This is a genomic window from Microbacterium trichothecenolyticum (assembly GCF_030818955.1).
In the GTDB taxonomy this organism is placed as follows: Bacteria; Actinomycetota; Actinomycetes; order Actinomycetales; family Microbacteriaceae; genus Microbacterium; species Microbacterium trichothecenolyticum_B.
This window is the reverse complement of record NZ_JAUTBF010000001.1, coordinates 1,648,712-1,672,438: the sequence shown is the minus strand read 5'-3', so window position 1 is coordinate 1,672,438 and position 23,727 is coordinate 1,648,712. Positions and strand designations below refer to the sequence as shown.

Annotated in this window: 20 protein-coding genes; 9 read left to right on the top strand and 11 right to left on the bottom strand. The window is 70.4% G+C overall.

The genetic code is table 11. From position 1 onward, the window contains the following. The first annotated feature begins 98 nt into the window (after nucleotides 1–98). The 8 genes from QE412_RS07945 (at nucleotide 99) to QE412_RS07910 (ending at nucleotide 9,750) form a co-directional block, all read left to right on the top strand. Nucleotides 99–1,214 (top strand): mannose-1-phosphate guanylyltransferase, encoded by a 1,116-nt coding sequence (locus QE412_RS07945; RefSeq protein ID WP_307481994.1) that lies wholly within the window; start codon nucleotides 99–101, stop codon nucleotides 1,212–1,214. A gap of 230 nt (nucleotides 1,215–1,444) precedes the next feature. Continuing rightward, nucleotides 1,445–2,545: a BMP family lipoprotein gene (locus tag QE412_RS07940; RefSeq protein ID WP_307481992.1), complete on the top strand. Its 1,101-nt coding sequence runs from the start codon at nucleotides 1,445–1,447 to the stop codon at nucleotides 2,543–2,545. Between the two features lie 192 nt (nucleotides 2,546–2,737). After that, nucleotides 2,738–4,258, top strand: coding sequence for an ABC transporter ATP-binding protein (locus QE412_RS07935; protein WP_307481989.1), 1,521 nt, complete (start codon nucleotides 2,738–2,740; stop codon nucleotides 4,256–4,258). Further along, entirely contained in the window at nucleotides 4,255–5,607 is a 1,353-nt protein-coding gene (locus tag QE412_RS07930) for an ABC transporter permease (protein ID WP_307481987.1), read from the top strand. Before QE412_RS07935 ends, QE412_RS07930 begins: the two co-directional genes overlap by 4 nt. Then, complete coding sequence (locus QE412_RS07925; RefSeq protein WP_307481984.1) at nucleotides 5,604–6,893, top strand: ABC transporter permease; 1,290 nt, start codon at nucleotides 5,604–5,606, stop codon at nucleotides 6,891–6,893. Before QE412_RS07930 ends, QE412_RS07925 begins: the two co-directional genes overlap by 4 nt. A 42-nt stretch (nucleotides 6,894–6,935) precedes the next feature. After that, a complete protein-coding gene (locus tag QE412_RS07920) occupies nucleotides 6,936–7,337 on the top strand; it encodes a cytidine deaminase (protein WP_307481982.1) in 402 nt (133 codons plus the stop codon). Continuing rightward, the gene (locus QE412_RS07915; protein ID WP_307481980.1) at nucleotides 7,334–8,620 is read left to right on the top strand and encodes a thymidine phosphorylase; all 1,287 of its coding nucleotides are present in this window, start codon (nucleotides 7,334–7,336) and stop codon (nucleotides 8,618–8,620) included. Before QE412_RS07920 ends, QE412_RS07915 begins: the two co-directional genes overlap by 4 nt. A 23-nt stretch (nucleotides 8,621–8,643) precedes the next feature. Further along, on the top strand, nucleotides 8,644–9,750 hold the full coding sequence (locus tag QE412_RS07910; protein WP_307481977.1) for an adenosine deaminase: 1,107 nt from the start codon (nucleotides 8,644–8,646) through the stop codon (nucleotides 9,748–9,750). 200 nt (nucleotides 9,751–9,950) lie between these two features. Here QE412_RS07910 and QE412_RS07905 read toward each other — a convergent pair whose 3' ends face one another. The 8 genes from QE412_RS07905 to QE412_RS07870 form a co-directional block, all read right to left on the bottom strand. Continuing rightward, the gene (locus tag QE412_RS07905) at nucleotides 9,951–10,481 is read right to left on the bottom strand and encodes an endonuclease domain-containing protein (protein WP_307481975.1); all 531 of its coding nucleotides are present in this window, start codon (nucleotides 10,479–10,481) and stop codon (nucleotides 9,951–9,953) included. 594 nt (nucleotides 10,482–11,075) lie between these two features. Further along, a complete protein-coding gene (locus QE412_RS07900) occupies nucleotides 11,076–11,837 on the bottom strand; it encodes an alpha/beta hydrolase (protein WP_373426537.1) in 762 nt (253 codons plus the stop codon). A gap of 56 nt (nucleotides 11,838–11,893) precedes the next feature. Next, nucleotides 11,894–13,045 carry a mannitol-1-phosphate 5-dehydrogenase gene (locus tag QE412_RS07895; protein ID WP_307481972.1) on the bottom strand — a complete coding sequence of 384 codons (1,152 nt, stop codon included), beginning with the start codon at nucleotides 13,043–13,045 and terminating at the stop codon, nucleotides 11,894–11,896. Next, entirely contained in the window at nucleotides 13,042–13,479 is a 438-nt protein-coding gene (locus tag QE412_RS07890) for a PTS sugar transporter subunit IIA (protein WP_307481969.1), read from the bottom strand. The genes QE412_RS07895 and QE412_RS07890 overlap by 4 nt, the downstream gene beginning before the upstream one ends. A 101-nt stretch (nucleotides 13,480–13,580) precedes the next feature. Then, nucleotides 13,581–15,251: a PTS mannitol transporter subunit IICB gene (locus tag QE412_RS07885; protein ID WP_307481966.1), complete on the bottom strand. Its 1,671-nt coding sequence runs from the start codon at nucleotides 15,249–15,251 to the stop codon at nucleotides 13,581–13,583. A gap of 137 nt (nucleotides 15,252–15,388) precedes the next feature. Next, nucleotides 15,389–17,089, bottom strand: a complete 1,701-nt coding sequence (gene ptsP, locus QE412_RS07880; protein ID WP_307481964.1) for a phosphoenolpyruvate--protein phosphotransferase — start codon at nucleotides 17,087–17,089, stop codon at nucleotides 15,389–15,391. A 54-nt stretch (nucleotides 17,090–17,143) separates the two neighbouring features. Continuing rightward, nucleotides 17,144–17,419, bottom strand: coding sequence for an HPr family phosphocarrier protein (locus tag QE412_RS07875; RefSeq protein ID WP_307481961.1), 276 nt, complete (start codon nucleotides 17,417–17,419; stop codon nucleotides 17,144–17,146). 21 nt (nucleotides 17,420–17,440) lie between these two features. Next, nucleotides 17,441–17,767: a PTS sugar transporter subunit IIB gene (locus QE412_RS07870; protein WP_307481958.1), complete on the bottom strand. Its 327-nt coding sequence runs from the start codon at nucleotides 17,765–17,767 to the stop codon at nucleotides 17,441–17,443. A 166-nt stretch (nucleotides 17,768–17,933) separates the two neighbouring features. On the opposite strand from QE412_RS07870, the gene QE412_RS07865 reads away from it, so the two are divergent. Next, nucleotides 17,934–19,862, top strand: a complete 1,929-nt coding sequence (locus tag QE412_RS07865; RefSeq protein WP_307481956.1) for a BglG family transcription antiterminator — start codon at nucleotides 17,934–17,936, stop codon at nucleotides 19,860–19,862. Between the two features lie 147 nt (nucleotides 19,863–20,009). On the opposite strand, the gene QE412_RS07860 is transcribed toward QE412_RS07865, so the two are convergent. The 3 genes from QE412_RS07860 to QE412_RS07850 form a co-directional block, all read right to left on the bottom strand. Continuing rightward, nucleotides 20,010–20,963: a type IV toxin-antitoxin system AbiEi family antitoxin domain-containing protein gene (locus QE412_RS07860; protein ID WP_307481951.1), complete on the bottom strand. Its 954-nt coding sequence runs from the start codon at nucleotides 20,961–20,963 to the stop codon at nucleotides 20,010–20,012. 213 nt (nucleotides 20,964–21,176) lie between these two features. Next, complete coding sequence (locus QE412_RS07855) at nucleotides 21,177–22,844, bottom strand: phospho-sugar mutase (RefSeq protein WP_307481948.1); 1,668 nt, start codon at nucleotides 22,842–22,844, stop codon at nucleotides 21,177–21,179. Then, complete coding sequence (locus tag QE412_RS07850; protein ID WP_307481946.1) at nucleotides 22,841–23,674, bottom strand: purine-nucleoside phosphorylase; 834 nt, start codon at nucleotides 23,672–23,674, stop codon at nucleotides 22,841–22,843. Before QE412_RS07850 ends, QE412_RS07855 begins: the two co-directional genes overlap by 4 nt. Nucleotides 23,675–23,727 lie beyond the last annotated feature (53 nt).

Below are 23,727 nucleotides of genomic sequence, written 5' to 3'. Positions count from 1 at the left end.
GCCGGGATCCGATGCCGTGGGCCGCCTCCCGTTCACCCGCTCGGTGGCATCCCTCTTCCGTACGGGCGATGCGGCCCGCGCCCACTATGGTCGGAGCCATGGCCGACTCCGCTATCGACGATTTCTACGCCGTGATTCCTGCCGGAGGGATCGGCAGCCGCCTCTGGCCGCTCTCGCGCGCCGACGCGCCGAAGTTCCTGCACGACCTGACGGGGTCGGGGCAGACCCTGCTGCGCGACACCTGGGACCGCCTCGCCCCGCTGTCGGGCGAGGAACGCATCGCCGTCGTGACAGGGCGTGCGCACCGCGCCGCCGTCGAGCGCGAGTTGCCGGGCGTTCCCGACCACAACGTCTTCCTCGAATCGGAGCCGCGCGATTCGTCGGCCGCGATCGGCCTGGCCGCGGCCATCCTCGTGCGCCGCGAGCCCGACGTCATCATCGGGTCGTTCGCCGCGGACCACGTCATCCGCCAGACGCGGCAGTTCGAGTTCGCGGTGCGTCAAGCGGTCGCCGTCGCGCGCGAGGGGTACATCTGCACGATCGGCATCCAGCCGAGCGAGGCCTCGGTCGGCTTCGGCTACATCAAGCAGGCCGGTGAGCTCATCGTCGACGGCGCCCCCGAGGCGTACATGGTGGAGCGCTTCGTCGAAAAGCCCGACCTCGACACCGCCAAGCAGTACTTCGAGGATCGCGCCTACCTCTGGAACGCGGGCATGTTCATCACGCGCGCCGACGTGCTGCTCGCCGAGCTCGCCGTCAACGAGCCGGAACTGCACGCGGGGCTGCTCGAGCTCGCCGAGGCGTGGGACGACCGTGACCGCCGCGGCCCCGCCGTCGACCGCCTCTGGCCGAGCCTGAAGAAGATCGCCATCGACTACTCGGTTGCCGAGCCGGCCGCCGAGAAGGGGCGCCTGGCCGTCATCCCCGGCCACTTCGACTGGGACGACGTGGGTGACTTCGCCAGCCTGTCCAAGCTCAACTCCCACGGTCGTAACGAGCTCGCCATCCTCGGTGAGGATGCGCGGGTGCTCGCCGACGCCTCCAGTGGCATCGTCGTCACACAGACCAAGCGCGTGATCAGCCTCATCGGGGTGCGTGACATCGTCGTGGTCGACACCCCCGATGCCCTGCTCGTCACGACGGCCGAGAACGCCCAGCGGGTGAAGGGCGTCGTCGATGCGCTCAAGCTGACGGGTCGCGGCGACGTCCTCTGATCGGCGTTCTGTGAGATTGGATGCCGGAGGTCGTGGCATCCGGTCTCTTCCGCGCCCCCGTGTGTGTGGCGACGGTGTGGCGCGCTGTTGCCGGCACGTGAACGAGATTGCGGCTTTGTAACCATTGCTGCGTGGGGTGCCCCGGCGGTCGTGAGGCGTTCGTCACACTAGGTAACGTGACGGGATCGTCCCCCGAAACCGTTGGGGGCATCCGTCTTGGAGGACCATTCGTGAAGACCACGAAGAAGGCCGTCATCAGCGGCCTCGCGATGATCGGCACGGCCGTGCTGCTCGCCGGCTGCGGCGCCGCACCCGAGAGCACCGGTGCATCGGCCGGCGCCGGCGCCAGCGACTACCTGCCCTGCATGGTGTCGGACTCGGGCGGGTTCGACGACAAGTCGTTCAACCAGCTCGGCAAGGAGGGCCTCGACGCGGCCGCCGCCGAGCTCGGCTCGAAGAAGCCCATCGAGGTGCAGTCGCAGGCCGAGACCGACTTCGCTTCCAACCTGCAGAACCTCGTCGACCAGGGCTGCAACACCATCATCACCGTCGGGTTCCTCCTCGCCCCCGCGGCCCTGGAGTCCGCCAAGGCCAACCCCGAGGTCGAGTACGTCTCGATCGACGACACGGTCGACCAGGACTTCGACGGCAAGACCGATGCGCCCAACATCAAGCCCATCATCTTCGACACCGCTCAGGCGGCCTACCTCGCCGGCTACCTCGCCGCGGGCACCTCGAAGACCGGCGTCGTCGGCACCTTCGGTGGCATGAACATCCCCACCGTCACGATCTTCATGGACGGCTTCGCGCAGGGCGTCGAGAAGTACAACGCCGACAACGGCACCTCGGTGCGCGTGGTCGGTTGGGACCGCGCCGCCAAGGACGGTTCGTTCACCGGTGGCTTCGAGGCGAACGACACCGCGCGCCAGACCGCTCAGGCGATCATCGACCAGAACGTCGACGTGCTGCTGCCGGTCGGCGGCCCGATCTACCAGTCGGCCGCCGTCGCCATCCAGGACGCCGGTCGCGAGATCGCTCTCGTCGGCGTCGACGCCGACGTGTTCGAGACCGACCCCTCGATCGGCTCCCTGCTGCTGACCTCGATCCTCAAGGGCATCGACGTGGGCACCAAGGACGCCATCGTCGCCGCCGGCCAGGGCAACTTCGACGTCGCGCCCTTCGTCGGCACGCTCGAGAACGACGGCGTCGGCATCGCGCCGTACCACGACTGGTCCGACCGTGTTCCCGCTGAGCTGACGAGCAAGATCGACGCCCTCAAGGCCGACATCATCAGCGGCAAGATCATCGTCGAGTCCTACCTCGCCGGCTGAGTCTTCGCACTCCCCCGGGGAGGCCGGCATCGCGCCGGCCTCCCCTCCCTTATGGCGGGGCGGGTATCCGCGTCCGTCCTCGCACCACGGTGGCTCGTTGCGCCGCCTCCGCTCGTACCGCCCCGCCCACGAAGCGGGTCGTCCCGCCGGATGCCTGCCGCCTCCGGCGCCGCAGAACCTAGGATCGGGAACATGAAGCTCGAACTCCGCGGGATCACGAAAACCTTCGGATCCCTGGTGGCGAACGATCACATCGACCTCACCGTCGAGGCCGGAGAGATCCACTGCCTGCTCGGCGAGAACGGTGCCGGCAAGTCCACCCTGATGAACGTCCTGTACGGCCTGTATCAGGCCGACGGCGGGGAGATCCTGCTCGACGACGTCGTCCAGCATTTCTCCGGCCCCGGCGACGCGATGCGCGCCGGTATCGGCATGGTGCACCAGCACTTCATGCTCATCCCCGTCTTCACCGTCGCCGAGAACGTGATGCTCGGTCACGAGCCCACGCGTTTCGGCGGCCGCCTCGATCTCGCCGCCGCCCGCGCGAAGGTCACGGAGATCTCCAACCGCTTCGGCTTCGACGTCGATCCCGACGCTCTCGTCGACGACCTGCCGGTCGGCGTGCAGCAGCGCGTCGAGATCATCAAGGCCCTCTCGCGGGATGCCAAGGTGCTCGTGTTCGACGAGCCCACGGCCGTGCTCACCCCGCAGGAGACCGACGAGCTCATGGCGATCATGCGCCAGCTCAAGGCATCGGGGACCTCGATCGTCTTCATCACGCACAAGCTCCGCGAGGTGCGCGAGGTCGCCGACCGCATCACCGTCATCCGCCTCGGCAAGGTCGTCGGCGAGGCCGATCCGCGCGCCTCCAATGCCGAGCTCGCCTCGCTCATGGTCGGCCGCGCCGTCGAGCTCACCGTGCAGAAGGAGCAGCCGATGCTCGGTGAGGTGGGTCTCGCCGTGTCGAACCTCACCGTCGTCGACGCGATCGGTCAGCTCGTCGTCAACGACGTCAGCTTCGACGTGCGCCGCGGTGAGGTGCTTGCCATCGCCGGTGTGCAGGGCAACGGGCAGACCGAGCTCACCGAGGCGCTGCTCGGGCTCCAGGACCGCGTCGAAGGCTCCATCGTTCTCGACGGTGCCGAACTGAACGGCCGGAGCGTCCGCGCCGTTCTCGACGCCGGTGTCGGGTTCGTTCCCGAGGACCGCAAGGAAGACGGCCTGGTGGGGGAGTTCTCGATCGCCGAGAACCTCATGCTCGACCGTGCCGACGGTGCGCCGTTCGTCAGAGGCGGTGCCATCCAGTTGTCCACCCTCGCGGCGTTCGCGCGCGAGAAGGTGAGCGAGTTCGACGTGCGCACGCCGTCGATCGAGACCCCGGTCGGTCGCCTGTCCGGCGGAAACCAGCAGAAGGTCGTGCTCGCCCGCGAGCTCAGCCGCGACCTCCGTCTCTTCGTCGCCGCCCAGCCCACGCGCGGCGTCGATGTGGGTTCCATCGAATTCATCCACAAGCGGGTCATCGAGACGCGCGACAGCGGCGTGCCCGTGATCGTCGTCTCCACCGAGCTCGACGAGGTCACCGCCCTGGCCGACCGCATCATGGTCATGTACCGCGGTCGCGTCGTGGGCATCGTGCCCGGCGACACCTCGCGCGACGTCCTCGGCCTCATGATGGCCGGCGAAGCGCCCCAGAACGAAGGAGTCGCCGCGTGAGCGATCCGCACAGCCCGCACGACCCGAACGTCTCCCGCGCCGATCGGGCCGCCGAGGTCACCGGGGCGGGCCAGGCCGACATCGCCCTGGAGGGCGCCTCGGCCGTCGACCCGGCCGCCGGCGCGCGCGTCGTCGCACCGGCACCCGCCGACGACGAGAACCGGTGGCGCCGCGCGTTCCGCGAGATCGCCACGGGCAACGCCATCATCTCGGTGCTGGCGGTCATCCTGGCCCTCCTCGTCGGCGCGATCATGATCGCGGCGACCGACGAGAGCGTCCAGACGGCGGCCGGGTACTTCTTCGCCCGTCCCGGCGACCTCCTCGCCGCCATCTGGCAGTCCGTGTCCGGCGCGTACTCGTCGTTCTTCCAGGGCGCGATCTACAACTTCCGCCGCCCGGAATTCGCCACCGGCATCCGTCCCCTGACCGAGACGCTCACGTTCGCCACGCCGCTCATCGCGGCCGGTCTCGGCGTGGCGCTCGCGTTCCGCGTCGGCATGTTCAACATCGGCGGTCGCGGCCAGATGCTCGTCGCCGCCGCGGCGGGCGGCTGGGTCGCCTTCGCGTTCGACCTGCCCTGGGGCATCCACATGCTGGTCGCCCTCGTCGCCGGCGTCGCCGCCGGAGCGGTGTGGGCCGGCATCGCGGGCGTGCTGAAGGCCCGGACCGGCGCGCACGAGGTCATCGTGACGATCATGCTGAACTACGTCGCGTTCTACATCGTGTACTACCTGCTGCGTACGCCCGGTCTGCTGCAGGCGCCGGGGTCGAACAACCCCACGACCCCGCCGATGAAGGACACCGCGGTGTTCCCCGACCTGCTGGGCTCGGGATACAACCTGCACTTCGGTTTCATCCTGTCGATCGTGTCGGTCGTCGTCGTCTGGTGGATCCTCGAACGCTCCGCGCTCGGCTTCCGCTTCCGCGCCGTGGGACTCAACCCCCACGCGGCACGCGCGGCCGGCATCAACGTGAAGTCGATGTACGTCTACGCCATGCTCATCTCGGGCGGCCTCGTCGGTCTCGCCGGCGTCGACCAGGTGCTCGGCACGGTGACCACCGGATTCTCCAGTGGGATCGACGCGGGCATCGGCTTCGACGCCATCACCGTCGCGCTGCTCGGGCGCTCCACCCCGGTCGGCGTGCTCGTCGCCGGCATCCTGTTCGGAGCGTTCAAAGCGGGCGGGTTCGCGATGCAGGCCGCCAACGGTGTGCCCATCGACATCGTGCTCGTCGTGCAGTCGCTCATCGTGCTGTTCATCGCCGCCCCGCCGCTCGTTCGCGCGATCTTCCGTCTACCCGCCCCGGGCGCGCCCCGCACCGCCAAGAAGAAGGAGGCGGCCCGGTGAGCACCACTGCCGCGCAGCACGAGGCGCCGGAGGCCCTCGACACGGCCGTCGTCGTCAGCTGGAAGGCACCCATCGTCTACGGCGTCATCACGGTGCTGGCCGCCGTGCTGTTCGTCGTCGCCCGTCAGGACGGTGACGCGGTGTTCCGCATCTCCAGCCCGGGCGAGTTCATCCAGCTGCCCGAGGTCGTGCTCGGTGGTGTCGTGACCGGTGCCGTGTGCACGGTGCTGCTCGCTCTCATCACGGTGGCGAGCGTGCTGCTGGTGCGCGCGCACCGTCGTCCGTCGCTCTGGCTGGCCGTGGTGTTCGCCGTCGTGTTCATGGTCGGCTTCCTCACCTGGGCTGCGGCAGGCGCCACCACCGCCGTCATCCCGCTGACGGGCCTGCTCGCGGGCGGCCTGAGTCTGTCGGTCCCGCTCATCTTCGGCGCCATGGCCGGGGTGCTCAGTGAGCGCGTCGGCGTCGTGAACATCGCGATCGAGGGCCAGCTGCTCGCGGGCGCCTTCACCTCGGCGATCGTCGCCACCGCGACCGGCAACTCGTTCATCGGCCTGCTCGCGGCGGGCGTCTCAGGGGTGCTGGTGTCGTTCGTGCTCGCCGCGTTCGCGATCAAGTACTTCGTCGACCAGGTCATCGTCGGCGTCGTGCTGAACGTGCTGGTGGTCGGTCTGACGAGCTTCCTGTTCTCGCAACTGCTCGCCCCGCACGCCGAGACGCTCAACTCGCCGCCGCGCTTTCCTCGCTTGCCGATCCCCGTGCTCGCGGACATCCCGGTGATCGGGCCGATGCTGTTCAACCAGACCGTCATCGTCTATCTGATGTACGTCACGGTCGCGGCTGTCTACGTGGGGCTGTTCCACACGCGTTGGGGTCTGCGGCTGCGTGCCGTGGGCGAGCATCCGCAGGCGGCCGACACCGTCGGCATCAACATCGCCAAGACGCGCTTCTGGAACGTCTCGCTCGGCGGCGCGATCGCCGGACTCGGGGGTGCGTTCTTCACCCTGGGCTCCGTCGGCGCCTTCAACAAAGAGATGACGGCCGGCGCCGGGTACATCGCCCTCGCGGCCGTGATCTTCGGTCAGTGGGATCCCATCCGCGCGACCCTCGCGGCGCTGCTGTTCGGCTTCGCCTCGAACCTGCAGAACACCCTCGGCGTCATCGGGTCGCCCGTGCCGAGCGAGTTCATGCTCATGCTGCCGTACGTGGTGACGATCTTCGCCGTCGCCGGTCTGGTCGGAAAGGTCCGCGGACCCGCGGCCGCCGGCAAACCTTATATCAAGGGCTGATCCGGCCCGCTTCCCCTTCACGAGAGGACCCCCTGCTCCACGATGACCGACATCGATTGGGACGAACTCCGCGTCGCCGCCACCGACGCCATGCACCGCGCGTACGCGCCCTACTCACGTTTCAAGGTGGGTGCCGCCGCTCTCGTCGCCGACGGGCGCATCGTCTCGGGATGCAACGTCGAGAACGCCTCGTACGGGGTGGGGCTGTGCGCCGAGTGCGGGCTGGTGTCCGAGCTGCACATGTCGGGCGGGGGCCAGCTGGTCGCGTTCGTCTGCGTCGACGGCGAGGGGCGCACGCTCATGCCCTGCGGACGCTGCCGTCAGCTGCTGTTCGAGCACGCGATCCCGGGGATGCTGCTCGAGACCGTCAGCGGCATCCGCACCATCGACGAGGTGCTGCCCGACGCGTTCGGACCCCGTGACCTCGAGGAGGCCGCGCGATGACGGAACAGTTCGACGCGGTCGACATCATCCGCGCGCAGCGCGACGGACGCCCGATCACCGAGGGCGAGATCCGCTGGCTGGTGGACGCGTACACGCGCGGCTACGTCATGGACGCGCAGATGTCGGCGTTCACCATGGCGGTGCTGCTGAACGGACTCGGGCGGGACCAGATCCGCGTGCTCACCGACGCGATGATCGCCTCGGGCGAGCGCATGGACTTCTCCTCCCTCGGCAAGGTCACCGTCGACAAGCACTCCACCGGAGGCGTGGGCGACAAGATCACGCTGCCCCTCGCGCCGCTCGTGGCGTCGTTCGGGGTCGCCGTGCCGCAGCTGTCGGGTCGTGGCCTCGGCCACACCGGTGGCACGCTGGACAAGCTCGAGTCGATCCCGGGATGGCGCGCCGCCCTGTCGAACGATGAGATCATGGCGCAGTTGCGCGACGTGGGTGCGGTGATCTGCGCCGCCGGCACGGGCCTGGCCCCCGCCGACAAGAAGCTGTACGCGTTGCGCGATGTCACGGGCACGGTCGAGGCCATCCCGCTGATCGCGTCGAGCATCATGTCGAAGAAGATCGCCGAGGGAACCGACTCGCTCGTGCTCGACGTGAAGTTCGGCTCCGGCGCGTTCATGCAGGACATCGACCGCGCGCGTGAGCTCGCCGAGACGATGGTGGCGCTCGGCACCGACTCGGGCGTGAACACCACGGCTCTGCTGACCGACATGAACACCCCGCTCGGCCTCGCGATCGGCAATGCCAACGAGGTGCGCGAGTCGGTCGAGGTGCTCGCCGGCGGCGGCCCCGCCGATGTCGTCGAGCTCACCGTCGCCCTCGCGCGCGAGATGCTGACCCTCGCCGGTCAGCCCGACGCCGACGTCGAGGCGGCGCTCGCCGACGGCCGCGCGATGGATGTGTGGAAGCGCATGATCCGCGCGCAGGACGGCGACCCGGATGCCGCTCTGCCCACGCCGCGCGAGACGCACACGGTCGTCGCCGACCGCTCCGGCGTCGTGACGCGCGTCGAGGCGCTGCCCTTCGGCATCGGGGCGTGGCGCCTGGGCGCCGGCCGCGCGCGGGCCGAGGACGCCGTCGTGCACGCCGCGGGCATCGACCTGCACGTCACGGTCGGCCAAGCGGTGACGGCCGGTCAGCCGCTGTTCACCCTGTCGGCCGATGATGAGACGCGCTTCGCGCGCGCGCTCGACGCCGTCGACGGGGCATGGGAGATCGGCGACACCGCCCCCGAGGCATCCCGCCTCGTACGCGAACGCATCACCGCGTGATGGCATCCGGAAAAAGGAGCACCATGGCCACCGACGATTTCCGCATCGAGGGCGTGAAGGTGAAGAACCTGCCCAAGGTGTCGCTGCACGACCACCTCGACGGCGGCCTGCGTCCGCAGACGGTGCTCGAGCTGGCCGACGAGATCGACCTCGACCTGCCCGCCGACGACGCGAAGGGGCTCGAGGCCTGGTTCTCCGACCACATCGACGGCGGGTCGCTCGAGGACTACCTCGCGAAGTTCGACGTCACGGTGGGGGTCATGCAGACCCGCGAGGGCCTCGTGCGCGTCGCCAAGGAGTTCGTCGAAGACCTCGCCGCCGACGGCGTCGTGTACGGCGAGGTGCGCTGGGCGCCCGAGCAGCACCTCACGCGAGGACTGAGCCTCGACGAGGTCGTGGATGCCGTGCAGGAGGGCATCGAAGAGGGCGAGGACGCCGCCGACGCCCGCGGGCATGACATCCGGGTGGGGCAGTTGCTGACCGCCATGCGCCACACCGACAAATCGCGCGAGATCGCCGAGCTGGCCGTCTCGTGGCGCGGCCGCGGCGTGGTCGGCTTCGACCTCGCCGGGGCCGAGGACGGCTTCCTGCCGTCTCGCCACCGCGCGGCGTTCGACTATCTCGCCGAGCAGTTCTTCCCCACGACCGTGCACGCCGGCGAGGGGGCGGGTCTGGCATCCATCCGCTCGGCGCTTCTCGATGGACGGGCGCTCCGCCTCGGCCACGGCGTGCGCATCGCCAACGACCTCGATGTCGTCTCGCGCGAGGGCGAGGAGGTGCAGGTCACGTTCGGTGACCTGGCGCGCTGGGTGCGCGACCGGGAGATCACGCTCGAGCTGTCGCCGACGTCGAACCTGCAGAGCGGTGCGGTCACGGCGTGGGGCGACACGATGGACGCCCACCCCTTCGACCTGCTGTACCAGCTCGACTTCTCGGTGACGGTGAACGTCGACAACCGGCTCATGAGCGCCACCACCCTCACGCGGGAGCTGGGCCTGCTGGCCCAGGCGTTCGACTACGGCCTCGACGACCTCGAGGCGTTCCAGCTCAACGCCGCCGCGGGTGCGTTCCTGCCGGTGGAGGAGCGCGAGGAGCTCATCGAGATCATCTCGGAGGGCTTCCAGCGCTGACCGGCCGGGCGCGCGGTGGTTCCCGCGTCTCTTGGTCCCGCGCTCCGGATCTCGACCGCTTGAACGGCTTGGGTCTTGCGTGAGGGGTCTGCGAGCCCGCGTTCTTCCGGAGCGCGGGACCGCCCGCGTGAGCTGGCCCCCGAGCAGGTCTGGCGGTGCGTCGCGTGTCGTTGCGCGCTGCGGGCGGTCCGCGCTCCGGATCAAAGCCAAGTAGGGCGGCGTGGTCGTGCGTCGATTCGCGGACGACGCCCCGATCCTCCGGAGCGCGGGACGGCCGGGCCGCGGTCGAGGATGTCCTGGAGCTGGAGGCGGACGGCGTCAGGGCGCGAGAGGACGTCTACCGCGAGGAGGCGGACCGTGCAGTAGCCCTGCGCCAGGGCCGCGGCGTCGCGGCGCCGGTCGCGAACGTGAGACTCCCAGCCGGAGTGGAACTGTCGGCTGTCGCACTCCACGATGAGCCAACCGTCCACCAGGAGGTCGACCCTGCCCACTCCCTCGATGACGACCTGCAACTCGGCTCGATGACCGAGCGTGCGCAGGATCAGTCTGACGAGCGTCTCGACTCCTGCTTCACTGCGAGGGTCCAGCAGCGTCCGCAGCACCTGGAACGTGCGCGGCAGACGCCGGAACACCTCGTTGATGCCGTCGACATCCACCACGCCGAGATGCCAGGCGCTGTCGAGCGTGGCGATGGCATGCCGCGCCGGTTGGCACAGGACCGCCTGTGCCAACGCCTCCTCCACCTCGACAGCCAGCGACGTGGCGGGCGCAGACGACGTTCGCCAGTGGCAACGAACGCGGGCGGGCCGCGGCGGCAAACGCGTCGCGTGCCGATCGATCTGGACGTGCGGACCGTCATGCGTGTGAACGAAGACTCCGAGGTGTGCCAGCAACGAGATGCAGTCGACGCGACCGCCCCACCGTGCGGCGTCGACGAAGATTTCCGGGGTGTGTTCGGGGGCGTATCGCCCCAGACGAAGGCGGATGAGGCGGCCCTGCCTCACGGCGTTCGAGATGTCTCGCCTGGTGAGGCCCGCCTCTCTCAGGGCGCTTGTCGAAAGAGCTTCCGGGAGGGGGGAACGGGTTTGCATCCGTCCAGGGTCGTCGGACATGAGGTCTTGCCGACTCTGCGTCGAGAAGCAGTGGACAGTTCCGAGCCTGTGCAGAAGGAGTGAGCGTTCGCGTCGCCGTGTGCCGCGCTCCGGATACCTCCTGCCGATCCCCGCAGGATCGGGTCCCGCCGACCGCATGTTGTCACGCTCGTCCGGAACGCGGGACACGCCCGCGCCCGCGCCCGCGCCCGCGCCCGCGCCCCAGCCGCCGCCTCACCGCCGCGGAAGGAACCCCGCCAACTGCTCGGCGATCACGCGGTCGACCTCGGCGGGATCCGCCGTGGGTGTGCCGTCGCCCGCCTGAGGACCGTACGCGCCGAACGACGCGTGGGAGGCGCCGGGAATCTCGACGAAGGTGGCGTCCGCGGGCAGTTCGCCCTTGGCATCCGCGATCTTCTGCGGGGTGCTGAGGCCGTCCTCGGAGCCTGAGAGGCTGAGGACCGGGATGCCGGATGCCGACAGGTCGTTCGCGCAGTACGACGCGAAGAGCACGAGCGCATCGGCGTCGCTCGCCAGCTGGCAGGCCCGGACACCGCCGAGAGAGTGCCCGCCCACGGCCCACGTGGAGACCGCGGGCGCCAGGTCGGTGAACGTCGACAGCGGGCGCGGGTCGAAGAACGCGAGGTTCAGCCAGGGGCGCGTGATGACGACGGTCACGCCGTCGTCGACCACCGTGTCGGCGAAGGTCGCGATGTAGCCCTCCGCCTGCACCTTCGCACCCGGGATGAACACGAGCCCCTGGCCCGTCGCGCCCGCGGTGGGGGAGAGCACGATGCCCGCGCCGTCATCGACGATCGACAGGCCCGGGTTCGCCTCGGCCTCGGCCAGGGGGTCGGGTTCGGGCCCCATGACACCCACCTGGCTGTAGATCAGGATGCCGACGACGAGAAGGACGATGACCGTGCCGAGGCCCGCGAGGGTCCAGCGCAGCCAGCGGCGGCGTCGCGGACGCGGCTCGGATGCGGTCTCGTTCACGTTCCGAGCGTAACGCCGCCCGTCCCCCGTGGTTCGGCGGACGGGCGGCGGAGCGCTCAGGCGGACAGCGCGGCCTGACGTGCCGCGACGATCTCGACGATCCGCGGGTACAGCGGGTGCTCGGGAGTCAGCCCGGTCACCTCCGCCGTGAAGGCGTTGGCGTCGAGCTCACGCAGCATGCGCTGCAGCTCGATGGCCTGGGTGTCCTCGGCATCCGAGAACTCCAGGGCGGCGGCCATGGCCGACACCAGCGCGCCGACGGGCAGCCCGCGCTCGATCGCCTCGGCGGCCGGGCCCACGAAGCGCTCGTGGCGCGAGAGCTTGCGCAGCGGCTGGCGGCCGACGCGCCACACCGTGTCGGGGAGGGCGGGGTTGCGGAATCGGCGCAGGATCGTCGCCCGGTACTCGCCCTGCACGTCGGCGTCGAGCTCGTGCTTCTCGACCAGCAGGGCGCTGGTCTCCTCGAGCACCGCCTCGACCTCGGCGGCGATCGTCGGATCGGCGAGCGCGTCGGAGATGCGCTCGATGCCCGCGCGGGCACCGAAGTACGCCGTCGTCGCGTGACCGGTGTTGACCGTGAAGAGCTTGCGCTCGATGTACGGCTCGAGGTCGTCGACGAAGTGCGCACCGGGGATGTGCGGCGGGGTGTCACCGAACGGTGCTCGCTCGATCGCCCACTCGTAGAACGGTTCGACCGTGACGTCGACGCCGCCCCCGGCCTGGGCGGGGACGATGCGGTCGACCGCGGTGTTGGCGAACACGGCACGGGATGCCAGGGCGTCCCAGGACTCCCCGGCGAGCTCGACCACGTGCTCGCGCAGCTGGTCGGTCGCGCCGATGGCGTTCTCGCACGCCATGATCTGCAGGGGCGCGAGCGAGGGGTCGCGCAGGGCGAGACCCGCCACGATGTGCGGGGCGACGAAGGTCAGGATGGTCGGTCCGACGGCGGTGGTGACCACGTCGGCGGTCGCGATCTCGTCGACGAGCGCCTCGGCATCCACGGAACTGTCGATCGCGCGGAAGCCCGTCACCTCTTTGTCGACGCCGCCCTCGCCCACTTCGTGGACGGTGTACGACGACGCGGAGTTGATGGCGTCGACGAGTGCCGCCGACACGTCGGAGAAGACGAGGTCGTAGCCGCCCTCGTGCAGGAGCAGACCGACGAAGCCGCGGCCGATGTTACCGGCGCCGAAGTGGACGGCCTTCATGCGTTGACGGATCCGGACAGCGCCTCGAAGAGCTCCTCGGGGGAGGAGACGGCCTTCAGACGTGCGACGTCGTCCTCCTCGGAGAAGAGGATGGCGATCTGGGACAGGATCTCGAGGTGCTCGTCACCCTTGCCGGCGATGCCGATCACGAAGGTCACGGGCTCCCCGCCCCAGTCGACGCCGCCGTCGTAGCGCACGACCGACAGGCCGGATTCGAGGATCGCCTGCTTGGTCTCGTTGGTGCCGTGGGGGATCGCGAGCTCGTTGCCCATGTACGTGGACACGGTCTCCTCGCGCTGCTGCATGGCGGCGAAGTAGTCGGGGGTGACCGAACCCGCGGCCTGGAGCAGATCGGCCGCTTCCTTCATCGCCTCCTCGCGGGTGGCGCTTCCGGGGTGGATGCGGACGGATTCGATGCGGAGGACGTTCGACATGGTTCTCGCCTTTCTCGTCGTGCTGTCCAGCCTCGCAAACCGCGGGCCGGACGGGAAGACGAAGGGGCCGGGGTTTCGTCCCGGCCCCTCCGTGGTGGGGTTTACTTCGCGCCGTGCTGGGTGCGGACCATCTCCACGACCTCGTCGTACTTCGGCGAGTTCATGAAGTTGTCCACCGACACGTGCACCGCGTCGGGCGACTGCGCCTTCGCGCGGTCGGTCAGCTGGTTCTGCGTGATGATCAGGTCGGCCGAGCCGTCGAGGTTCGCGATCGCCTGGTTGGTGACGGTCACGCCCTCGATGCCGGCCTTCTTGATCTTGTTGCGCAGCACGCTCGCTCCCATCGCGGACGAGCCCATGCCGGCGTCGCAGGCGAACACGATGGTGTTCACCTGCTTGGTCGCCACGCCGCCCTCGAGGCCGCCCAGGGTGCCCTCGACGTCGCGGTCCGCCGTCTCGGTGGTGCCCGAGCCGGCGGTACCGGCGGCGCGGGTGCGGAGCGCGCCGAGGGTCGACGACTCCTTGCCCTTGTTCGCCGCGGTCTGGTCGATGGCTGCGGCGAAGCTGTCGCCCTGGGCCTCGGCGTCGCGCTTGCGCGAGGCACGCAGGATGATGCCCGCGATGAGGAACGTCACGACCGCCGCGACGACCACCGAGAGGTAGACCACCAGCACGTTGCCCACACCGCCACCGGCGGCTGCCGCCGTGATCGCGATGATGCTGCCGGGAGCGGCCGGGAAGACCAGACCGCCGCCGAAGATCATGTTCACGGCGACCCCCGAGGCGCCACCGGCGATGAGGGCGAGGATCGTCATGGGCTTGGCGAGGGCGTACGGGAAGTAGATCTCGTGGATGCCACCGAGGAACTGGATGACGATCGCGCCCGGGGCCGAGGCCTTGGCGGCGCCGACACCGAAGAACGTGAAGGCGAGCAGCAGACCCAGGCCGGGGCCGGGGTTGGCCTCGATGAGGAACAGGATCGACTTGCCCGAATCGGCGACCTGCTCGATGCCGAGCGGGGTGAACACGCCGTGGTTGATGGCGTTGTTGAGGAACAGCACCTTGGCGGGCTCGACGATGATCGACAGGATCGGGAGCAGGTTGAACTGCACGAGGAAGGCGACGACACCGCCGAGGACGGTGCTGATGCCCAGGAACACGGGGCCGAAGGCGAAGAAGCCGACGATCGCGAGGATCATGCCGAGGATGCCGGCCGAGAAGTTGTTCACGAGCATCTCGAAGCCGGGGCGGATCTTGCCGTCCCACAGCTTGTCCATCTGCTTGGTGATCCAGGCCGCGAGCGGCCCCATGATCATCGCGCCGAGGAACATCGGGATGTCGGTACCGGCGATGACGCCCATGACCGCGATCGTCGCGACGACGCCGCCGCGGGCACCGTAGACGATGCGTCCGCCGGTGTTGGCGATGAGCAGGGGCAGCAGGTAGGTGATCATGACGCTGACCAGGCCGACGTATCCCTGGTAGGTCGTGCCGTCCTCGGTCGCGCCGAGGGCGGTCATGGCGCCGGGCCAGCCGATCGTGGCGGCGTCGCCGCCGCCGCCGAGGATCTCGGCGACCGGGGCCCAGTGCCAGGCGGCGCCGAACGGGCTCTCCGCCCCGAAGAAGCCCTTCGGGATGAAGAGCATGGTGATGAAGCCCCAGGCGATGAAGGCCGCGATGTTCGGCATGATCATGCCCGAGAGGAACGTGCCGAGTCGCTGTACCGCGACCCGAGCGCCTCCCGGCTTCGTGGTGGGTGACGTCGTCGTCATTGCTGTGTCTCCTTGAGTGGTGCACGGCGGGACCGTGCGGGTGGGGGGAAACGGCTTACGCCGCGTGATTCGGGGGGCGACGAGACACCACCCCCGAACCGTGAGGGGAGGCGGTGTCTCGCCGCCTCCCCGCGCGTTCACGAAGTGGCGAGTGCAGCCTCCCGTGCGGTCGAGGAGGCGGCCTGAGCGGCCTCCCGGGCGGATGCCGCGTCGTCGGCCGCGAGAGCGGCTTCGGCGAGGCGCACGGCGTCGTCGAAGGTGTGCTGCAGCAGGGTCGCGCGCACGTCGGCGAGGGCCGTGGGGGCCATCGACAGCGTGGTGGCGCCCAGGCCCACGAGCACGACGGCGAGCAGCGGATCGGCCGCCGCCTCGCCGCAGATGCCGACGGGCTTGCCGTTGACGCGACCGGCGGCCCCCACCTCGCGGATGAGGCGGAGGACGGCGGGGTGCCACGGGTCCTGGAACGAGGCGACCGAACCCAGCAGGCGGTCGGCCGCCAGGGTGTACTGGGTCAGGTCGTTCGTTCCGATCGAGACGAAGTCCGCGATCGTGAGGATCCGGTCGGCCAGCAGCGCGGAGGAGGGGACCTCGACCATGACGCCCGTGGTCTTCAAGCCGTAGTCGCGGGCGAGCTCCGTGAAGTAGCGGGTCTCCTCGACCGTGGACACCATCGGTGCCATGACCCACAGGTCGGCGGGGCCCGCCTCGGTCTTGCGCGTCGCGGCATCCGCTTCGGCGAGAGCCGTCAGCTGCTCGCGCAGGATGTCTTCGCTGGCCCGCAGCGCACGCAGGCCACGCAGGCCGAGGGCCGGGTTCTCCTCGTGCGCGTCGTTGAGGAAGGGCAGGGGCTTGTCGGCGCCGGCGTCGAGCATGCGCACGACGACCTTCTTGCCGGGGAAGGCGCTCAGCAGTTCGAGGTAGGCGTCGCGCTGCTCCTCGACGGTGGGGGCGGAGCTGGAGCTGAGGAAGAGGAACTCGGTGCGGAACAGGCCCACGCCCTCCGCGCCCAGCTCGACGGCCTCGGCGGCGCCGCCGGGCTTGCCGAGGTTGGCCAGCAGCGGCACCTTCGTGCCGTCGGCGAGGGCGCCGTCGGTGAGGGGAGCGGATGCCGCGGCGGCCCGCGCGTCGGCACGGTGCTGGGCGCGCGCGAGGTCGTCGTCGCTCGGGTCGACCGTGACGACGCCGGCGGCGGCATCCACGATCACCGTCTGACCGTCGACCAGGTCTTTCGCGCCGCTCGCGCCGACGACGGCGACGATGGACTTCTCGCGGGCGAGGATCGCGGTGTGCGAGGTGGGGCCGCCCTCGGTGGTGACCAGGGCCAGCACCTTGTCGAGGTCGAGCAGTGCGGTGTCGGCGGGCGCCAGGTCCTTCGCGACCAGCACGAACGGATACCCGGGGTCGGGGATGCCGGGGGCCGCGACGCCGCGGAGGCGCGCGATGACGCGCTGGGCGACGTCGTCGAGGTCGGCGGCGCGCTCGCCGAGGTAGCCGCCGAGGGCGACCAGCTGCTCGCGGAAGGACGCGAAGGCGTCGTGCACCGCGAACTCGCCCGTCTTGCCGGCCGCGAGGCGGCTGTCGACCTCGGCCTCGAGGGTCGGGTCCTCGGCGATCATGGCCTGTGCCTCGAGCACGTCGCGCGCGGCGCCGCCGGCCTGCGCTCCCCGTGCCTCGAGTTCGCGGGCGACGGCGCCGATGGCCTCGCGCACGCGGGCGGTCTCGTCGTCGATCGACAGCTCGCTCTTGGCATCCTTCGGGGCGGGCAGTGGCTCGGCCATGCGCGCGATGGGTCCCTGGGCGACGCCCAGTCCGATTCCGACTCCACGGAGTTCCGTCATGATGATGTTCTTTCTGTGCGGGGGCTCATCGGCCGACGTTTTCACGCGGCTTCTTCACTCGGCGTCGTGGTCGGTGGTCAGCAGTTCGCTGAGGCGATCGATGGTGGCCTCGGCGTTGTCGCCGTCGGCGGTGAGGGTGACGTAGTCGCCGTACTCGAGACCCAGCGCGATGATGCCCAGGATGCTGGCCGCGTTCACCGGTCCACCTGCGTCTTTGGCGACGGTCACGGGGATGCCGGACTCTTTGGCGGCCTGCGCGAAGAGCTTCGCGGGGCGGGCGTGCAGGCCGTGCGACGATCCGATGCGGACCGTTCGTGTGATCTGGGGCATGGGCGTGGTCTTTCTCGCGGGTCAGACGCTGTCGGCGGGCTGGCGGGCGCGGAGCGCCTCGTGGACGAGGGCGAGCGTGCGGATGCCATCGCGGTCGGTGAAGACGTCGGCGGGCAGCAGGACGACCGCGACGTCGCGGGCCACAGCTTCGTGCTCGATACGCGGGAGTTCATTGGCCAGGTGGGGTCCGACGAGAACGACGTCGGCTTCGTCGAGGTCGATCGGAAGCGATCGCACGGTCCCCGCCGATGCGGCGTAGTCCAGGCCCTGTTCGTGCGCAGCACGACGGACGCGTTGCGCGACGAACGTGCTCGACGCACCCGCTCCACACACCACGAGGATCCTCATCGACCGGCCTTTCTTCCTCTCGATTGTCCGCACCGCGTTCTCAGCGGACAACCAGGTTCGTTTCCCACCCCCCGGAACGCGGATGCCGGGGCCCGCGCTGCCACGGCGATGGCGTGGTTGGATGGAAGCAGCGCCGCCATCCCGGGAGCGACGCGGAGGACGGATCGTGACGACGAAAGCTCGCCAAGATCGCCTGCTGGCCCTGCTGCTGCGCGATGGGGAGTGGTCGACGGCCGCATCCCTCGCCGATGCTCTGGGCGTGACGCCGCGCAGCGTCCGCTCCTACGTCACCGCGATCAATGCGCGCGTCACGGGCGGGACGGCGATCGAGTCGGGCCCCCTCGGCTACCGCGCGGGAAGCGATGCCGCAGCCGCCCTGCGCGCCGCCGGAGCCTCGGATGCCGGCACCCCGCGCGATCGCCTGCACACTCTCGTACGGCGCCTGCTCGATTCCGCCGACGGCATCGACGTATACGACACGGCCGACGCGCTGCACGTGAGCGCCGCGACGGTCGAAGCCGACCTGTCACGCGTGCGGGGACTGCTCGGCGGCACCGAGCTGACCCTCGAGCGCTCGGCATCCCTCGCCCGTCTCCGCGGGACCGAGGTCGCGCAGCGACGCCTGCTGTCCAAGCTCGCGCACGACGAGATGGATGCCGGACACTTCGACCTCGACGCGCTGCGGCGCACGCTCGGCGAGAGGTCGGTGGGAGCCCGGGCCTTCGGACCGTTCAAGGCCGAGCTGGTCGCCGAGCTCGGTGCCCTCGGCTACTTCGTCAACGAGATCGGCATCGGCGACGTCGTGATGCACATCGCGATCGCGGCCGACCGCACCACGCGCGACCGCGCTCTCGGCTCGACCGGGTCCGACGTCTCCGACGCGACCGCCGCCGTCGCGGAGCTGCTGGACCGCCTGACCCTGAAGCACATCGGCGTCCAGCTCGGGCAGGGCGACCTCCGCCACCTCGCCACGCTGGTGTTGACGCGCATCGTCGCCCCGGGCGCCCCCGCGGCCGACGACGTGCGCGCGCGCCTCTCACCCGATGTGGAGGCCGCCGTCCGCGCGATCGTCGAGGCCGCGGCATCCCAGTTCCTCGTCGACATCGCGCACGACGACTTCATCCTCCGACTCGCGCTGCACGTGCAGAACCTGCTGCACCGCGCGCGGGAACAGGCGTGGTCGCGCAATCCGCTGACCCGGTCGCTGAAGTCGACGTACCCGATGATCTTCGAGGTGGCGGTGTACATCTGCACCGGGCTGCAGGAGTCGCTCGGTATCCCCATCCTCGACGACGAGATCGCCTACGTCGCGATGCACGTCGGCGGGCGCCTCGAACGCAGTCGCCGCGCCGATCAGCTGCTCACGGCCACGATCGTGTGCCCGGGGTACTACGAGCTCCACGAGCTGCTGCGCTCGAGCGTCGACCGTTCGCTCGGGCAGGCGATCGAGGTCGTCGGCGTCGAGACGCGCATAGACCCGGCGTGGGAGGGGATCGACACCGACCTCGTGCTCACGACCATCGACCCGCCGCGCGCGGGGGACCGATTCGTGCGGATCCAGCCGTTCCTCACCGAGGCCGACGTCGAACGGGTGCGGGCCGCGGCCGGACGAGTGCGGCGCGGCAGGCGCCTCGCGCGCCTCCGCGCCGAGCTCGAGCGGTACTTCTCGCCCGACGCCTTCGTGCGAGGCGTGGATGCCACCGACGGCGAGGCCGGCGTCATCCGCGATCTGGGGGCGCTGCTGCGGCGGCAGGGCGTCATCGATGAGGATTACGTCGCTCGCGCCGTGGAGCGCGAGGCGATCTCGTCGACGGCGTTCACGGACGCGCTCGCCGTGCCGCACGCGATGGGCATGACCGCGACGCAGACGCGCATCGCCATCGGCATCGCCGACCCCTCGATCACCTGGGGCGAGGGTCGCGTGCAGGTCGTGGCGCTCGTGGCGTTCAGCGAGACCGACCGCGAGGCGTTCCAGACGGTGTTCGAGCAGTTCGTGGAAGTGTTCAGCGAGCGCGACAGCGTGCAGCGGATCGTGCGCCGCGGCACCGACTTCGCCGCGTTCCTCGACGAGCTGGTGGCCGTGATCGACGGCTGACGCCCCTCCCTCCCCGTCCCTCCCACCCACCCGCCCACCCGCCCGCCCGTCCCGCCCGTCCCACCCGCCCGGGGTTGGGGCGTGATCGTCCGTTCGGGGCGGGGAATGCCGCGCCCCGAACGGAATCGCGCGCCCCAAGCGGCGGCGTCACGGCAGCGCGACGTGGAACGACGACAGACGCGCTCCGAGCGTGGCGGCGTCACGGAGGTCCGCCCAGCCCCAGCGGACGACGGGGCGTCCGGTCACGCCACGGATCCAGTCCTCGCGCCGTTTCTCCGTCAGCAGCACGTCGGCCGTCGAGCGCCCCGCGCGCATCTCGTCGTCGAGGTACTTGGTGCGTCCGTCGAACTCGCCCCAGACCTTCGCTTCGTCGATGCCGAAGTCCACGAAGTACGTGCTCGCCGACGGACCGGTCACCGCGACCTGCAGGCGCACGGCGCGGAATCCGAGCTCGTGCAGGCGGATACGGCTGATGCTCTCGCCGGGAAGCTGGGCCCGACCATCCGCGAAGGCGATCGCTCTGCGTGCCCTCGCCCTGCCGTGGGACGAACGCTCCACGAGGGCGAGGGATTCCGCCGTGAAAGCGCCCGCCGCGGTCTCGTCGTACGACCCGATCGCCCTGACCGCCACCTGGCGAAGGGCACCGTCGAGCGCGCACACCGCCTCATCGAAGGGAGCCGTCCGTGCGATGTCCGCCACCGTTCGCGCGAGGCTCGTCGTGTGCAGCCCGCACCGTGACACGACGTCATCCGTGGAGAGCTCTCCCCGGTGCCTCACCGCGCCCGCCACGGATCCCCGGCGACGCTCGTCGAGGGTGATGTGTACGCGCTCGCCGGGATGAAGCACCGGTAGACCGTGGAGGGCCGCGGCCGTCTGGTGCGAGAAGACGGTCGGCCGAGAACACGCCCGGGCGAGCGCACGGGCGCGCACGATGATCCACTCCTCGGGGCGGAACGACGCCGCTCGCCGCGGGTCGATGTAGACGCCGGGCCGCACACGCGCGAGCGTCCCGGCGCGCAGGCGCCGGTCGAGACCGTGATGGTCGGTTCCCTGCGCGAGGAGGTCTGCACGGTGCAGGAGCGGGATGTCGAGGGGTGACATCTCCTCACCCTGACCCACGCGAACCGTCCGCCCCGCCCCTCCGCCCCGCATTGTGGACAACCCACGCCACAGCTCACGATGTGGAGGGCTGTCGCTCCGCGTTTGGGGCACACCTTTCCGTTTGGGGCGGCCAATTCCGCGCCCCACACGGAGGATCGCGCCCCAAACAAGGGGAGGGGGAGGGGGGAGGGGGGAGGGGGGAGGGGGGAGGGGTCAGCGGATGGACGCCAGCAGCGCCTCGGCGCTGGCGCGCAGCGCGGCCAGGCGCCGCGCGGCCTTCTTGGCCGAGGAGGCGCGCACGTCGAGGTACAGCTTGAGCTTGGGCTCGGTGCCGCTGGGGCGCACGATGAGGCGCGAACCGTCGTCGAGCCAGACGCGCAGCACGTCTCCCGGGGGCAGGCCGTCGGCGCCCTCGAGCAGGTCGTCGATGCGCGCCACCCCGACCTCACCGAGCGCAGCCGGCGGCTGTGCGCGCAGGGATGCCATGATCCCGGCGATCTCGCTCACGTCGGTGACGCGGATCGAGATCTGGTCGCTCGCGAACGCGCCGAACAACTCGCGGAACTCCCGCAGCAGGTCGGCGACGGTACGCCCGTGTGCGCGAGCCTCCGTCGCCATGCCCAGCAGCGCGACGGCCGCGGAGATGCCGTCTTTGTCGCGGACCGTGTCGGGGTTCACGAGGTAGCCGAGCGCCTCCTCGAAGCCGAAGACGATGCCGGGGGCCCGCGAGATCCACTTGAACCCGGTGAGGGTGGAGTGGAAGGCGAGGCCGTAATGCTCGGCCACCGCCTGCAACCCCGGCGACGACACCAGCGAGCACGCGAGCGAGCCGTCCGTCCCCGCCGCCGCGGCGGCTCGGGCGGCGCGCCACCCCAGCAGCAGCCCGATCTCGTTGCCGGTCAGGCGGCGCCATCCGCCGGGCGCTTCGGCATCGGGCACGGCGACCGCGAGGCGATCGGCATCCGGATCGTTGGCGACCACGAGCTCGGCGTCGACCGTGCGCCCGGTCTCGAACGCCAGGTCCATCGCGCCGGGTTCTTCGGGGTTGGGGAACGCGACGGTGGGGAAGCGGCCGTCGGGCTGGATCTGCGCCTCGACGAGAGCGGGCGCGGGGTAGCCGGCCTCCGTCAGCACGCGCGAGAACGTCTCCCATCCCACGCCGTGCAGGGCGGTGTAGACCCAGCGCAGGCCCTCGGCTCCGGCCGGGGCGGGCGCGACGGCGGCGGTCGCGGCGACGTACGCGTCGACGACCGATTCGGGCGCATTGCAGTATCCGACCGAGCGGGGCAGCACGGTGATGTCGCCCGCATCGGCCACGCGCTGGATGTGCGCGGCGATCTCCGCGTCGGCGGGCGAGACGATCTGCGCACCCGCGTCGGCACCGCCGAGGTAGACCTTGTAGCCGTTGTCGTCGGGCGGGTTGTGGCTCGCGGTGACCATGACGCCGGCGTCGGCACCGAGGTGGCGCACGGCGAACGCGAGCACGGGCGTGGGCAGCATCCGGGGGAGCAGGATGACGTCGAGTCCCGCGCCGACGAAGATCTCGGCGGAGTCGCGCGCGAACACATCGGAGTTGCGGCGTCCGTCGTAGCCGACCACGACGGTCGGCGTGCCGGAGGATCGCTCGCGCAGGTACGCCGCGAACCCGGCGGCGGCTTGGGCGACGAGCACGCGGTTCATGCGGTTGGAGCCCGCGCCGAGCGTTCCGCGCAGACCCGCGGTGCCGAACGCCAGCCGTGTCGAGAAGCGATCCTCGAGGTCGGCCGCAGCTTCGGCATCCCCCTCCTCCACACGGGCGATGAGCGCCGACAGCTCGTCGCGGGTCACGGCATCCGGGTCCTGCGCGAGCCAGGCCCGCGCGGCGGCGACGTACGCGCTCACAGTGCGCCGATCACGCGCGCGAGCAGTGCCGAGATGACGGGTTCGGCGTCGCGACCGGCCTCGAGCACCTCTTCGTGGCTGAGCGGTGTCTGCTGGATGCCTGCTGCCAGGTTCGTGATGAGCGAGAAGCCGAGGATCTCCATGCCCGCCTGGCGCGCGGCGATGGCTTCGAGAGCGGTCGACATGCCGACGATGTGCCCGCCGATGGCCTTTGCCATCTGTACCTCTGCCGGGGTCTCGTAGTGCGGACCGCGGAACTGGCAGTACACGCCCTCGTCGAGCGACGGGTCGATGCCACGCGCGATCTCGCGCAGGCGCGACGAGTACAGGTCGGTGAGGTCGATGAAGGTCGCGCCCTCCAGGGGAGAGTCTGCGGTGAGGTTGATGTGGTCGCTGATGAGCACCGGCTGGCCGGGCTTCCACGTCTCGCGGATGCCGCCCGCGCCGTTGGTCAGGATCATGGTCTTCGCCCCGGTCGCGGCGGCCGTGCGGACGCTGTGCACGACCCGGCGCACGCCGTGGCCCTCGTAGTAGTGCGTGCGGGCGCCGATGACCAGCACGTTCTTGCCGCCGGGGGTGCGCACGCTACGCAGGGTTCCGACGTGGCCCTCGAGGGCGGGCTTGCTGAAGCCGGTCACCTCGGTCGCGGAGAACGACGCCGTCTCGTCCCCGATGAGCTCGGCGGCGCGCCCCCAGCCCGAACCGAGGGTGACGGCGATGTCGTGGTGCTCGACGCCGGTCAGGCGGGCGATGTCGTCCGCTGCGGTCGCGGCGATCTCGAACGGGTCGACCGCGGGGTCGTCGAGCGGGTGAGAAGTGCTGTTGGACATGCCCCCACTCTAGGAAGCGTCGACCTCGCGGGCCAGGCACCCGCCGCCGGGAG

Coding starts and splice junctions, on each gene's coding strand:
- QE412_RS07935 (WP_307481989.1), top strand. CDS start 2,738: ATGAAGCTCGAACTCCGCGGGATCACGAAAACCTTCGGATCCCTGGTG.
- QE412_RS07910 (WP_307481977.1), top strand. CDS start 8,644: ATGGCCACCGACGATTTCCGCATCGAGGGCGTGAAGGTGAAGAACCTG.
- QE412_RS07885 (WP_307481966.1), bottom strand. CDS start 15,251: ATGACGACGACGTCACCCACCACGAAGCCGGGAGGCGCTCGGGTCGCG.
- QE412_RS07895 (WP_307481972.1), bottom strand. CDS start 13,045: ATGAAGGCCGTCCACTTCGGCGCCGGTAACATCGGCCGCGGCTTCGTC.
- QE412_RS07920 (WP_307481982.1), top strand. CDS start 6,936: ATGACCGACATCGATTGGGACGAACTCCGCGTCGCCGCCACCGACGCC.
- QE412_RS07915 (WP_307481980.1), top strand. CDS start 7,334: ATGACGGAACAGTTCGACGCGGTCGACATCATCCGCGCGCAGCGCGAC.
- QE412_RS07860 (WP_307481951.1), bottom strand. CDS start 20,963: ATGTCACCCCTCGACATCCCGCTCCTGCACCGTGCAGACCTCCTCGCG.
- QE412_RS07875 (WP_307481961.1), bottom strand. CDS start 17,419: ATGCCCCAGATCACACGAACGGTCCGCATCGGATCGTCGCACGGCCTG.
- QE412_RS07945 (WP_307481994.1), top strand. CDS start 99: ATGGCCGACTCCGCTATCGACGATTTCTACGCCGTGATTCCTGCCGGA.
- ptsP (WP_307481964.1), bottom strand. CDS start 17,089: ATGACGGAACTCCGTGGAGTCGGAATCGGACTGGGCGTCGCCCAGGGA.
- QE412_RS07850 (WP_307481946.1), bottom strand. CDS start 23,674: ATGTCCAACAGCACTTCTCACCCGCTCGACGACCCCGCGGTCGACCCG.
- QE412_RS07890 (WP_307481969.1), bottom strand. CDS start 13,479: ATGTCGAACGTCCTCCGCATCGAATCCGTCCGCATCCACCCCGGAAGC.
- QE412_RS07870 (WP_307481958.1), bottom strand. CDS start 17,767: ATGAGGATCCTCGTGGTGTGTGGAGCGGGTGCGTCGAGCACGTTCGTC.